Origin of the sequence: Microbacterium tenebrionis, assembly GCF_903645325.1 — a bacterium.
GTDB classification, from domain to species: Bacteria; Actinomycetota; Actinomycetes; order Actinomycetales; family Microbacteriaceae; genus Microbacterium; species Microbacterium tenebrionis.
This window is the reverse complement of sequence record NZ_CAHJXQ010000013.1, coordinates 18833-31187: the sequence shown is the minus strand read 5'-3', so window position 1 is coordinate 31187 and position 12355 is coordinate 18833. Positions and strand designations below refer to the sequence as shown.

Below are 12355 nucleotides of genomic sequence, written 5' to 3'. Positions count from 1 at the left end.
GGAGTGTCTGAGAGACAACTTCGAGCCTAACCTCTCCCTACGACACTGCGGTGGATCGACGCGATACCACCGTCGCGACGCGTCAGTAGTCGCCTGCCGTCTCGGCGTCCTCGACGACAGCCCAGGTGCTCGACACGCCCAAGCGCGTCGCCCCAGCCGCGATCATCGCCTCCGCTGCGGCTCGTGTGCGGATGCCTCCCGAAGCCTTCACCTCGAGCCTGTCACCCACTGTCGCCCTCATCAGCTCGACGGCCGACACCGTGGCGCCCCCAGCGGGATGGAACCCGGTGGACGTCTTGACGAAGTCGGCACCGGCGGCTTCTGCGGCGCGGCACACGGCGACGATCGCCTCATCGCTCAGCGCTGCGGACTCGATGATGACCTTGAGCACGGTCGGAGCGGGAGCGGCGTCGCGTACGGCACGGATGTCGGCCTCGACGCGGTCGTATTCGCCCGCCGTCGCGGCACCGATGTCGATGACCATGTCCAACTCGTCGGCGCCCTGCGAGACCGCCAGTGCCGCCTCGGCCGCCTTGATCTGCGAGTGATGCTTACCGCTGGGGAAGCCCACAACGACAGCGAGCTTGAGCGTGTTCGGCACTGTCACCGGCAACGTCGATGGGGACAGGCACACGCTGTACGCGCCCAGCTGCGCGGCTTCGGCTATCGCCGCCTGGACATCGGCGTCGGTGGCCTCGGGCTTGAGCAGCGTGTGGTCGCAGTAGCGCGCAAGATCGGCGGTCATGGATTCTCCTTCGAGATCGGACGATACAACGCAGCGGGCCGCCGGCCCGAAGACCGGCGGCCCGCTGCACTCCCAGACTACGCGCGCTTGCGCGTGGTCAGCACCTGGTCGACGACTCCGTACTCGAGCGCTTCCTGCGCCGAGAGGATCTTGTCGCGGTCGATCTCCTTGTTGATCTGCTCGACCGGCTTTCCGGTGTGCTTGGCCATGGTCTCCTCGAGCCAGGTGCGCATGCGCAGGATCTCGGCGGCCTGGATCTCGATGTCGGATGCCTGCCCGTGACCTGCCTCGCCCATCGCCGGCTGGTGCATGAGCACGCGGGCGTTGGGGAGCGCGAGGCGCTTGCCTGGTGCGCCGGCGGCGAGCAGCACGGATGCCGCGGATGCCGCCTGACCGAGCACGACGGTCTGGATCTGCGGCGCGACGTACTGCATCGTGTCGTAGATCGCCGTCATGGCCGTGAACGAGCCACCGGGCGAGTTGATGTACATCGTGATGTCGCGCTCGGCGTCCTGGCTCTCGAGGACGAGCAGCTGCGCCATGACGTCATCGGCCGACGCGTCGTCGACCTGCACGCCGAGGAAGATCACACGGTCCTCGAACAGCTTGTTGTACGGGTCCTGACGCTTGAAACCGTATGCGGTGCGCTCCTCGAACTGGGGAAGCACGTAGCGGCTGGAGGGCAGGTTGCCTGCGGACTGGAAAGTGGGGGTGTACATGGGTGTCCTCTCGAATCCGTTACTCAGCCGAGTCCGCCGTGCCGCCGCCGCCGATGACATCGGTGGCCGACTCGCGGATGTGGTCGACGAAGCCGTACTCGAGGGCCTCCTCGGCGGTGAACCAGCGGTCGCGGTCGCCGTCCTCGTTGATCTGCTCGACGGACTTGCCGGTCTGCGCCGCCGTGATCTCGGCGAGGCGGTTCTTCATCGACACGATCAGCTGCGCCTGTGTCTGGATGTCGCTCGAGGTTCCGCCGAAGCCGCCGTGCGGCTGGTGCAGCAGCACGCGGGCGTTCGGTGTGATGTACCGCTTGCCCTTCGTGCCGGCGGTCAGCAGCAGCTGACCCATGGAGGCGGCCATGCCGATGCCGACGGTGACGATGTCGTTCGGCACGAACTGCATGGTGTCGTAGATCGCCATACCCGCGGTGATCGAGCCACCGGGTGAGTTGACGTAAAGGTAGATGTCCTTCTCTGAGTCCTCTGCGGCGAGAAGAAGGATCTTCGCGCAGATCTCATTGGCGTTCTCGTCCCGCACCTCTGAGCCCAGCCAGATGATGCGATCCTTCAGCAGCCTGTCGAAGACACTTGTCGCGACCAGGGGTTCTGCAGCCATTTCACGCTCCTGTTTTCCGTATTCGGTGATTCGAATCTACCGGCGGCGACGCGGCGCCCAGGCCGTGTTCGCCGTCGGCATATCAGGTGTCGCGCTCGGCGATCTCGTGCGCGTACGCCGTCAGGGAGCGGTGGTAGCGCGGCAGGTGCGGCACGAGCGCGAGCAGGGCCACGGAGAGCGCACGGTAGGGCGCACCGGAACTCGCCAGTGCGAGCGCATGGAATGCGGCGACGGCGTCGCGGTAGGGCGACTCCGGCGCGTCGGCGTTCGCGCGCTCGAGGAGGGCGAGCGCCTCATCGGTCTCGCCGACATTGCGCAGCGAGCTCGCGAGCTGGATGATCGCCTGCGGCTCGTGCTCGGCATCCAGTCCGAGCTTCAGCGCCCGGCGGTACAGCGGTATCGCCTCGAGCGGCCGACCGGCCGAGTCCCGCGCACCCGCGCGCTCGAATTCGGCGCGCGCATCGCCCTGGCCGCGTTCCGCGGCGAGGGCATCGATGCGGGCGATGACCTCGTCGTCGACCAACTCGTTCGCCGCGGCCGCCCACACCTCGTCGATGCGCTCTTCCCAGGTCGTCATGGTCCTCCTCGTATGCGAAAGGGCGGATGCCGAAGCATCCGCCCTTTCGTCATGATCAGTGTGCGATCACTCGGCCTTGTCGGCAGCCTTCTTGGCGGGTGCCTTCTTGGCGGGGCCTTCTTGGCCGCAGGCTTCTTGGCCGGAGCCTTCTTCGCGGCCGGCTTCTCGTCAGCGGCGGCGTCGTCGGCCTTCTCGGCCTTCCTCGCCGGAGCCTTCTTCGCGGCGGGCTTCTTGGCCGGAGCCTTCTTCGCGGACTTCTCCTCGGCCGGTGCCTCGGCGGCCTCGTCCTCGTCATCGACGGCGACCAGGCTCGACAGGTCGACCTTGGCACCCTTCGAGTCGACGACGTTGACCTTGCCGAGTGCGATGGCGAGAGCCTTGTTGCGAGCGACCTCGCCGACGAGCGCCGGCAGCTGGTTCGAGGACTGCAGCGCCTCGACGAACTCCTGCGGAGCCATGCCGTACTGCGCGGCGGACTGGATCAGGTACGAGCTGAGCTCCTCCTGCGACACCTGCACGTCGGCCTGCTCGGCGATCGTGTCGAGCAGCACCTGCGTGCGGAACTGCTTCTCGCTGGCCTCGGTGACTTCGGCGCGGTGCTCGTCGTCCTCGAGACGGTTCTCGGACTCGAGATGGTTGTGCACCTCGTCCTCGATGAGCTGCGGCGGGACGGGGATCTCGATCTTCTCGAGCAGCGTCTCGATGAGCTGGTCGCGAGCTGCCGAGCCCTGGGTGAACACGCCCTGCTCGTTCACGCGCTCGGCGAGGCTGTCGCGCAGCTCGGCGATGGTGTCGAACTCGCTGGCGATCTGAGCGAAGTCGTCGTCGGCCTCGGGGAGCTCGCGCTCCTTGACGGACTTGATACTGACGGAGACCTCAGCCTCTTCGCCGGCGTGGTCGCCGCCGACGAGCTTGGAGCGGAACGTGGTTTCCTCACCGGCGGTGAGCGACTCGATGGCGTCGTCGATGCCCTCGAGGAGCTCGCCGGAGCCGACCTCGTACGAGACGCCCTCGGCACGGTCGATCTCGGCGCCGTCGATCGTGGCGACGAGGTCGAGCTCGACGAAGTCGCCCTTCGCCGCGGGGCGCGCGACGGGGATCAGCGTGCCGAAGCGAGCGCGCAGCTTGTCGAGCTCCTCGGTCAGCGCGGCCTCGTCGGCCTCGATGGCGTCGACGGTGAGGGTGATGTCGGAGAGCTCGGGCACCTCGATCTCGGGGCGCACGTCGACCTCGATCTCGACGATCAGGTCGCCGGAGAAGTCCTTCTCATTCGGCCACTGGGTGATGTCGGCCGACGGACGGCCGACGATGCGCAGGCTCTGCTCAGCCGCTGCCTCGCGGAAGAACTTGTCGAGGCCCTCGTTGACGGCGTGCTCGATGACGGCGCCGCGACCGATGCGCTGGTCGATGATGGGAGCGGGGACCTTGCCCTTGCGGAAACCGGGAATCTGGACGTCCTGAGCGATGTGCTCGTACGCGTGCGCGATCGAGGGCTTGAGGTCGTCCGGGGTGACCGTGATGGTGAGCTTGGCCCGGGTCGGGTTCAGCTTCTCGACGGTGCTGTTCGCCATGCTGGTGTGTTCTCCTTTGGATTTCCGCGCGACAGGCGCGGCCTGAGGTTCGTGAGGGCCGTGGTCGGGGCGACAGGATTTGAACCTGCGACTTCCCGCTCCCAAAGCGGGCGCTCTACCAAGCTGAGCTACGCCCCGGTTGAACCCGCGCGGGGAAACGGCCTTGTCGAGTCTAACGGACAGGAGGGCTTCCAACGTCCGCTATGCTTTACGAGGCGCTCTGCTCGGCGGTGCGCCGAAATGGGGATGTAGCTTAATGGTAAAGCCTTAGTCTTCCAAACTAATGACGCGGGTTCGATTCCCGTCATCCCCTCCACTTCCCCGTCGGGAGGAGAACTCGTGGCAGAGTCACCGGTTCCCTCCGCGCCGGGCGGACACGATTTCGGTCCGGTCGTCGGCGGCACGGCAGAGCATGCCATGCTCGCTCCCCGCTCGCCGCGCGGCTCCCGCCGGTGGTGGTGGGTCGCTCTCGGCGTCGTGGTCGTGGGCGTCGCATGCTCCGGCATCCAGTGGGGCGCGAACGTCGGCTACGACGAGGCTCTCGTCGCCTTCGACGATGCGGTCGACCAGGCCGAGGCCGGTCAGGCCGGTCTCGCGGATGCGGCGTCCTCGCTCACCGAGACGATGGATTCCGCGGCGGAGGTCATCGCCGTGAGGACCGACCGGTTGATGGATGGCGAGAGCGCTGCCGTGCTCGACGACGCATCCGCCGCGGCCGAGCAGGCAGCCGTCGATGCTGCCGCGCTGGCGGATGACGCCCTCCCCCGCGCGCAGGAAAAGCCGGCGTGGGCGTGGGAGCTGTTCGGCGCGGCGTCGCAGCTGGACGAGGAGAGCGCGGACGCCCGCGCGCAGACGGGCGCCTTCGATGAGGCGCGCGACGGCGCGCAGACGGCCGCTGCGGCCCTGGACGAGGCGGGCGTGACCGCTGTGCTGTCGGCGGCCGGATCCGCGAGCGACTTCGAGGCGAAGCACATCTCGGCGCGCAATCCCGACATCATCGCGCTGCGCCGTGCAGCCGGTGCCCTCGAGGGTGCCGTGATCATGGATGCGACGACCGTCGCCGCGTACACCGACCTCGAGTCCGCTGCTGCGGCGATGCTGTCCTCGGAGACGGCCGAGCTCGCCGAGAAGCAGGGCCCGCTGCTCCAGGCCCGCACCGAGATCGAGGCGTTCGCACGGGAGCTCGCCCCCGGGGTGCTGCTGGATTTCGACTGGTCGCCGCTCGTGAACGGCTACGGGTATGGAGACAGCATGGGCGGCTATGCCACCTGGTGGTACGGCGACCCCGGGTACTCGACGATCAAGCTGTCGGACTCCGTCGCGGCGTACTGGCCCGGAGACCGCAGCCGCGCGCTCGTCGCGCACGAGGTCGGGCATGCGATCAGCGTCAGGTGCGAGGGCATGTACGACGACTCGGACCCCGACACGATCGAGGCCTGGGCGACCGCCTGGGCGATCAGCAAGGGTTTCACCGACGACGCGAACGGCACGTCGGCCTACGGCGCTCCGTCGCAGTCGCTCATCGATGCTGCGGCGGGCTGTCGCTGACGACGCACGAGAACGACGAAGCCGCCACGATCCGGAGATCGTGACGGCTTCGCTGCGAGTGGCTCAGGCCTGGCCGCGGCGCTCGCGCAGCTGCGTCAGGGCCTCGTCGAGGAGCTGTGCCGCCTCGTCGTCGGTGCGGCGCTCCTTCACGTAGGCGAGGTGCGTCTTGTAGGGCTCGTTCTTGGCGAGCTCGGGCGGGTTGTTCTTGTCGCGCCCGGCCGGGAGGCCCGACTGCGGGTGATCGATCGTCTCGGGGATCTCCTCGTCGGGGAGCCCGGCCGCGAAGTAGCGGACGGTCTCGTTGCCGAGCCCGTCCCAGTACGACACGGCGATCCGGTCCGCGTGGTAGCCGTGGTCCTGCTCCCCAATCGGGCCGGAACCCACGCGGGTTCCGCGGATGGCGTTGCCTCCTGTGGCCATGTCAGATCACCTCGAGCTTCGTGATGAGGCCCAGCCCGACGATGGAGACGAACCACACGAGTGCCAGGACGATGGTGAATCGGTTGAGGTTTCGCTCGGCGAGGCCCGAGGAGCCGACCGCCGTCGTCATGCCACCGCCGAACATGTCCGACAGACCGCCGCCGCGGCCCTTGTGGAGAAGGATGAGGAGTGTCAGCAGGACGCTGGTGATACCCAGCAGGACCTGCAGGACGAACTCAAGAATTGCCACGAGGGAGAGCCTTTCGAAGGGACAGGTGTTTGCCCGTAAGTGCCAAGTATACGTGGGTGACGGGGCCGAGCCCCGTCACCGCTCAGACGCCGACGTGCTTCTCGAACCGGATGATCGCGGCGAAATCGTCGACCACGAGGCTCGCGCCGCCGACCAGTGCACCGTCCACATCGGGCTCGCGCATGAAACTGGCGATGTTCGCCGCCTTGACCGAACCGCCGTACAGGATGCGGGTGCGCGCAGCGGCATCCTCGTCCAGGGCCTTCGCGAGCACGCCGCGCAGAGCCGCGCAGACGTCCTGAGCCTGCTGCGGCGTCGCGGCCTGACCGGATCCGATCGCCCAGACCGGCTCGTACGCGACGACGATGTCCGCGGACGCGGGCACGCCCTTGAGCGCAGCCTCCAACTGGCCGGCGGGAACCGCACTCGCCCCGAACTTCTCGAGGTCCTCCGCGGTCTCGCCCACGCAGATCACCGGCACGAGGCCGTGCCTGAGCGCAGCCTGGACCTTGGCGGCGACGACCTCGTCGGACTCGGCGTGGTATTCACGACGCTCCGAGTGGCCGATGATGACGTACTTCGCATCGAGCTTGGCGAGGAATGCGCCCGAGACCTCACCCGTGTATGCGCCCGAGTCGTGCGACGACAGGTCCTGCGCGCCGAGCGCGAACGGGATCTTGTCGGCGTCGATCAGCGTCTGCACGCTGCGGATGGCGGTGAACGGCGGGAACACCGCCACCTCGACCGATCCGTCCTCGTGCTTGGCGTCCTTGAGCGCCCAGTGCAGTTTCTGCACGAACGCGACCGCCTGCAGGTGATCCAGGTTCATCTTCCAGTTGCCCGCGATCAGCGGGGTACGGGCGTTCATGCCCATCCGAGCACCTCCAGGCCGGGTAGTTTCTTGCCCTCGAGGAACTCGAGGCTCGCGCCTCCGCCCGTCGAGATGTGACCGAACCGGTCATCATCGAAGCCGAGCTGACGAACGGCAGCGGCCGAATCGCCGCCGCCGACGACGCCGAGGCCGTCGACTTCGGTGAGGGCCTGCGCGACGGCCTTGGTCCCTGCGGCGAACGCGGGGAACTCGAACACACCCATGGGGCCGTTCCAGAACACCGTCTTCGAGCTGCGGATCGCGTCGGCGAACGCCGCGGCCGTGTCGGGTCCGATGTCGAGGCCGATGCCGGATGCGCCGAACGAGCTCTCCTCGATGGCATCCGCTGCAACGGTCTCATGGTCGGCGTCCGCCGCGAACGACGCGGCGACGACCACGTCCGTCGGCAGGACGATCTCGACGCCGCGGTCGGCGGCCTCGGCGAGGTAGCCGCGGACCGTGTCGAGCTGGTCCTTCTCGAGCAGGCTCGAGGCGACGGCATGACCCTGCGCGGCGAGGAACGTGAACAGCATCCCTCCGCCGACGAGCAGACGGTCGACGCGCGGCAGCAGGTGCGAGATGACCCCGAGCTTGTCGCTGACCTTGGAACCGCCGAGGACGACCGTGTACGGGCGCTCGGGGTTCTCGGTGAGGCGGTCGAGGACGTCCAGTTCGGTCGCGATGAGCAGACCGGCTGCGGACGGCAGGATCTCGGCCAGGTCGTAGACGCTGGCCTGCTTGCGGTGCACGACACCGAAGCCGTCCGAGACGAGCACGTCACCGAGCTGTGCGAGCTCACCGGCGAACGCCTGGCGGGTGGCATCGTCCTTCGCGGTCTCCCCTGCGTTGAACCGCAGGTTCTCGATGACTGCGACCTCGCCGTTCTCGAGCGCCGACACGGTCTCGCGGGCCGACTCGCCGACGGTGTCCGACGCGAAGGCGACCGGCTGCTCGAGCAGCTCGGACAGCCGCTTCGCGACCGGCGCGAGGCTGTACTTCGGGTCGGGGGCGCCGTCGGGGCGACCCAGGTGCGAGCACACGACAACGCGTGCGCCGGCCTCGATGAGCGTCTTCAGAGTCGGCAACGAGGCGCGAACGCGGCCATCGTCCGTGATGACGCCGTCCTTCAGGGGGACGTTCAGGTCACAACGGACGATGACGCGCTTGCCCTCGAGCGAACCCAGTGATTCCAGGGTGCGCAGGGTCATGAGAGTCTCAGATGCGCTCGGCGACGTACTCGGTCAGGTCGACGAGACGGTTGGAGTAGCCCCACTCGTTGTCGTACCAGCTGGAGACCTTGACGAGGTTGCCGCTGACGTTGGTCAGGGTCGAGTCGAAGATCGACGAGTGCGGGTTGCCCTGGATGTCGCTCGAGACGATCGGGTCCTCGTTGTACTGGAGGAAGCCGGCCAGGCGTCCGTCGGCGGCGGCCTTCTTGTACGCGGCGTTGACCTCGTCGGCCGTCAGGTCGTCGCGGTCCGCGATGAGCGTGAGGTCGACGATCGAGCCGGTGGGAACCGGAACGCGGTACGACGAGCCGCTGAGCTTGCCGTTGAGCTCCGGCAGGACCTCGCCGATCGCCTTGGCTGCACCCGTGGAGGCCGGGACGATGTTGATCGCGGCACCGCGTGCGCGGCGCAGGTCGCCGTGCGGGCCGTCCTGCAGGTTCTGGTCGGCGGTGTAGGCGTGTGCGGTCATCATGAAGCCGCGCTCGATGCCGAACTCATCGTTGAACACCTTCGCGAGAGGGGCGAGGCAGTTCGTCGTGCACGACGCGTTCGAGATGATGTTGTGCGCGGCCGGGTCGTACGAGTCCTCGTTGACGCCCATGACGAAGGTGGCGTCGACGCCCGTGCCGGGTGCCGAGATGATGACCTTCTTGGCACCTGCATCGATGTGCTTCTTGGCGGCCTCGGCCTTGGTGAAGAAGCCGGTCGACTCGATGACGATGTCGACGCCGAGCTCGCCCCACGGAAGGTTCGCGGGGTCGCGGTCGGCGAAGGCCCGGATCTGCTTGCCGTTGACCGTGATGCTGTCGTCGTCGTAGCTGATCTCCGCGTCGAGGACGCCGCCGACCGAGTCGTACTTGAGCAGGTGCGCGAGCGTCTTGTTGTCGGTGAGGTCGTTCACTGCGACGATCTCGAGGTCCGCACCCTGCGCGAGAGCCGCGCGGAAGAAGTTGCGTCCGATACGGCCGAAGCCGTTGATGCCGATCTTGACAGACAAAGGAATCTCCTGATTGTCATGCGCGGAGAGCGCGTTTTCGGGGGTATGGACAACGGCGTCCCGACGGGCGAACCGTCGGGACGCCCGTCTTGATTACGACAGTACCAGCAGCCCGTTCGTCTGCTTGCGGGCGACGTCGAGACGCTGCGCGACGTTCTCCCAGTTGGCGATGTTCCATGCGGCCTTGACGTAGTCGGCCTTCACGTTGAGGTAGTCGAGGTAGAACGCGTGCTCCCACATGTCGAGCTGGAACAGCGGGATCGTGCCCTGGGCGGTGTTGGCCTGCTGGTCGAACAGCTGTTGGATGATCAGGCGCTGACCGATCGCGTCCCAGCTGAGGACGGCCCAGCCGGAGCCCTGGATGCCGGTGGCCGCAGCCGTGAAGTGGGCCTGGAACTTCTCGAACGAGCCGAAGAACTCGTCGATGGCCGCCTTCAACTCGCCCTCGGGCTGGCCGCCGCCGTTCGGCGACAGGTTGGTCCAGAAGATCGAGTGGTTGACGTGACCGCCGAGGTTGAACGCGAGGTCCTTCTCGAGCTTGTTGACGTTCGTGAGGTTTCCGCTGTCACGAGCCTCGGCGAGGGCGTCGAGCGCCGCGTTTGCACCGCTCACGTACGTCGCGTGGTGCTTGTCGTGGTGCAGCTCCATGATCTTGCCGCTGATGTGCGGTTCCAGCGCCGCGAAGTCGTAGGGGAGGTCGGGGAGCGTGTACGTAGCCATGTCGCTTTTCATCCAATCCGCGCCGCGCCGCGGCGCTTGTCGGTTCCTCCGCGCCACCCGAATGCGGCACGGAGCAGACTTCTTCATCCTAGCGACGACAACACGGACGCGGCCAGGATGCTTTCGCGGATGACGGCCGGTTTCTCCCGACCCGCCGGCGACGGCTATACGTCGAGACCGGCTGGCACGGCCGATTCAGTGCCGGGGATGCCGTCGTGCTGGGCGCGCTTGTCGGCCATGGCGAGCAGGCGCCGGATGCGGCCCGCGACCGCGTCCTTGGTCAGCGGTGGATCCGCGTGGTGGCCGAGCTCGTCCAGGCTCGCGTCGCGGTGCGCAAGGCGCAGCTCGCCCGCCACGCGCAGGTGGTCGGGCACTGTGTCGCCAAGGATCTCGAGAGCCCGCTCGACGCGCGCGCACGCGGCCACCGCGGCCTGTGCCGAGCGGCGCAGATTCGCATCGTCGAAGTTGACGAGGCGGTTGACGCCCGCGCGGACCTCTCGACGCTGGCGCATCTCCTCCCACGCCGCCGCGGTCTTGACGGCGCCCATCTGGGCGAGGATCGAGCGGATGGCCTCGCCGTCGCGGACGACGACGCGCGGCATGCCGCGCACTTCGCGGGCCTTGGCGGCGACGCCGAGGCGATGAGCGGCGCCGACGAGTGCCATCGCCGCCTCGGAACTCGGGCACGACACCTCGAGCATGGCCGAGCGACCGGGGTCGGAGAGGGTTCCTGCTGCGAGGAACGCTCCGCGCCACAGCCCGGCGATCTCTTCGCGGGATCCGGTCGTCAGGCGGTTGGGCAGCCCGCGGACGGGCCGGCGACGCTGATCGAGCAGTCCGGTCTGCCGGGCGAGGGTCTCCCCCGCGCCGATCACTCGGACCGCGTACCGCGCACCGTCCTGCGCGCTCGCGGACTGCACCTGGGCGATCTCGGGACGGACTCCGTAGATCTCGGCGAGGTCGCGGGCGACCCGGCGCGCCAGCAGATCGGCATCCACCTCAGCCTCGACCGCGACACGGCCGGCGATCGAGTGCAGGCCTCCGGCGAACCGGAGGATCGCGGTGACCTCGGCGACGCGCACCGTGGGAGGTGCGTTGCGGATGCTGACGAGCTCAGCCTTGACATCGGTGGTAAGTGCCACGGGACTCCTTGGAAAGCTTCGCGCGTCGGATCGCGACGCAAACCATCAGTTTACCGTCCGCCGCCTGCGCGCCTCACTCGCGCCCGAGATCCCGGTGCCGCACGCTGACCGCGATGCCGGGGATCTCGGACAGGCGCTTCGCAAGCTCCGCGGCCATCGCCACGGAGCGGTGCTTGCCGCCCGTGCAGCCGATCGCGACCGTCGAGTGCCCCTTGTTCTCGCGCTGGTAGCCCTCGAGGACGGGGACGAGCGCGGTGGCGTACGCTTCCAAGAATTCCGTGGCGCCCTCCTGCGCGAGCACGTAGTCGCGCACCGGCTCGTCCTGGCCGGTGAGACCGCGCAGGTCGTCGTTCCAATAGGGGTTGGGCAGGAATCGCATGTCGGCGACGAGATCGACGTCCGTGGGCAGCCCGTATTTGAAGCCGAAGCTGAGGATGGTCAGCCGGTGCCTCGCCGCTCCCTCCTCCGAGAAGGTCTCGGACACCTGGGTCGCGAGCTGATGGATGTTCAACGAGGACGTGTCGATGACGATGTCGGCCGCTTCGCGGACGAGCGTGAGGCGGGAGCGCTCCAGACGGATGCCATCGAGCAGTGTGCCGTCCTCCTGCAGCGGATGCGGCCGGCGCACGGACTCGAACCGGCGCACGAGCACGTCATCGGACGCATCCAGGAACACCACGCGCACACTGCCGCGGGAACGGAGCGCACGGGCGACTTCGGGGAAGTCGTTGAACAGATTGCGTCCGCGCACGTCGACGACCGCGGCGACCTTCGGAAGGGCTCCCCCGCCGAGGTCGGTCAGATCGAGCAGCGGGCGGAGCATCTGCGGCGGAAGGTTGTCGACCACGTACCAGCCGAGGTCCTCGAGCGCATTCGCGACGGTCGATCGTCCCGCACCGGACATACCGGTGACGATGAGGAATTCGTTCTTCTCCTCGGCGGATATCACG

At 67.9% G+C, this 12355-nt stretch carries 14 protein-coding genes and 2 tRNA genes; 2 read left to right on the top strand and 14 right to left on the bottom strand.

Annotated features, from left to right (window positions below; genetic code table 11):
- Positions 1 to 82: 82 nt before the first annotated feature.
- The 6 genes from deoC to HWX58_RS13580 all read right to left on the bottom strand — a co-directional run bounded on the left by deoC (position 83) and on the right by HWX58_RS13580 (position 4366).
- A complete protein-coding gene (gene deoC, locus HWX58_RS13605) occupies positions 83 to 745 on the bottom strand; it encodes a deoxyribose-phosphate aldolase (RefSeq protein WP_175988633.1) in 663 nt (220 codons plus the stop codon).
- A 77-nt stretch (positions 746 to 822) separates the two neighbouring features.
- Positions 823 to 1464 carry an ATP-dependent Clp protease proteolytic subunit gene (locus HWX58_RS13600; protein WP_175988631.1) on the bottom strand — a complete coding sequence of 214 codons (642 nt, stop codon included), beginning with the start codon at positions 1462 to 1464 and terminating at the stop codon, positions 823 to 825.
- Positions 1465 to 1483: 19 nt separating this feature from the next.
- Entirely contained in the window at positions 1484 to 2080 is a 597-nt protein-coding gene (locus HWX58_RS13595) for an ATP-dependent Clp protease proteolytic subunit (RefSeq protein ID WP_175988629.1), read from the bottom strand.
- Between the two features lie 82 nt (positions 2081 to 2162).
- A complete protein-coding gene (locus HWX58_RS13590; RefSeq protein ID WP_175988627.1) occupies positions 2163 to 2657 on the bottom strand; it encodes a tetratricopeptide repeat protein in 495 nt (164 codons plus the stop codon).
- Entirely contained in the window at positions 2654 to 4228 is a 1575-nt protein-coding gene (gene tig / locus HWX58_RS13585; protein ID WP_175988625.1) for a trigger factor, read from the bottom strand. Before tig ends, HWX58_RS13590 begins: the two co-directional genes overlap by 4 nt.
- 61 nt (positions 4229 to 4289) lie before the next feature.
- Positions 4290 to 4366, bottom strand: a tRNA-Pro gene (locus HWX58_RS13580).
- Between the two features lie 104 nt (positions 4367 to 4470).
- On the opposite strand from HWX58_RS13580, the gene HWX58_RS13575 reads away from it, so the two are divergent.
- Together HWX58_RS13575 and HWX58_RS13570 are read left to right on the top strand one after the other, a co-directional pair.
- A tRNA-Gly gene (locus HWX58_RS13575) sits at positions 4471 to 4544 on the top strand.
- A gap of 23 nt (positions 4545 to 4567) precedes the next feature.
- A complete protein-coding gene (locus HWX58_RS13570) occupies positions 4568 to 5776 on the top strand; it encodes a hypothetical protein (protein ID WP_175988623.1) in 1209 nt (402 codons plus the stop codon).
- Positions 5777 to 5839: 63 nt separating this feature from the next.
- Here HWX58_RS13570 and HWX58_RS13565 read toward each other — a convergent pair whose 3' ends face one another.
- The 8 genes from HWX58_RS13565 to rapZ all read right to left on the bottom strand — a co-directional run bounded on the left by HWX58_RS13565 (position 5840) and on the right by rapZ (position 12351).
- The gene (locus tag HWX58_RS13565; RefSeq protein WP_175988622.1) at positions 5840 to 6196 is read right to left on the bottom strand and encodes an RNA polymerase-binding protein RbpA; all 357 of its coding nucleotides are present in this window, start codon (positions 6194 to 6196) and stop codon (positions 5840 to 5842) included.
- A gap of 1 nt (position 6197) precedes the next feature.
- Complete coding sequence (secG, locus tag HWX58_RS13560; RefSeq protein WP_175988620.1) at positions 6198 to 6446, bottom strand: preprotein translocase subunit SecG; 249 nt, start codon at positions 6444 to 6446, stop codon at positions 6198 to 6200.
- Between the two features lie 82 nt (positions 6447 to 6528).
- A complete protein-coding gene (tpiA, locus tag HWX58_RS13555) occupies positions 6529 to 7320 on the bottom strand; it encodes a triose-phosphate isomerase (protein WP_175988618.1) in 792 nt (263 codons plus the stop codon).
- Positions 7311 to 8525 (bottom strand): phosphoglycerate kinase, encoded by a 1215-nt coding sequence (locus tag HWX58_RS13550; protein ID WP_175988616.1) that lies wholly within the window; start codon positions 8523 to 8525, stop codon positions 7311 to 7313. The genes tpiA and HWX58_RS13550 overlap by 10 nt, the downstream gene beginning before the upstream one ends.
- Before the next feature lie 7 nt (positions 8526 to 8532).
- Positions 8533 to 9543 (bottom strand): type I glyceraldehyde-3-phosphate dehydrogenase, encoded by a 1011-nt coding sequence (gene gap / locus HWX58_RS13545; RefSeq protein WP_175988614.1) that lies wholly within the window; start codon positions 9541 to 9543, stop codon positions 8533 to 8535.
- Between the two features lie 93 nt (positions 9544 to 9636).
- Positions 9637 to 10263 carry a superoxide dismutase gene (locus HWX58_RS13540; protein ID WP_175988612.1) on the bottom strand — a complete coding sequence of 209 codons (627 nt, stop codon included), beginning with the start codon at positions 10261 to 10263 and terminating at the stop codon, positions 9637 to 9639.
- A 164-nt stretch (positions 10264 to 10427) separates the two neighbouring features.
- A complete protein-coding gene (gene whiA / locus HWX58_RS13535) occupies positions 10428 to 11405 on the bottom strand; it encodes a DNA-binding protein WhiA (RefSeq protein ID WP_175988610.1) in 978 nt (325 codons plus the stop codon).
- A 73-nt stretch (positions 11406 to 11478) separates the two neighbouring features.
- Entirely contained in the window at positions 11479 to 12351 is an 873-nt protein-coding gene (gene rapZ, locus HWX58_RS13530) for an RNase adapter RapZ (protein WP_284690612.1), read from the bottom strand.
- Positions 12352 to 12355 lie beyond the last annotated feature (4 nt).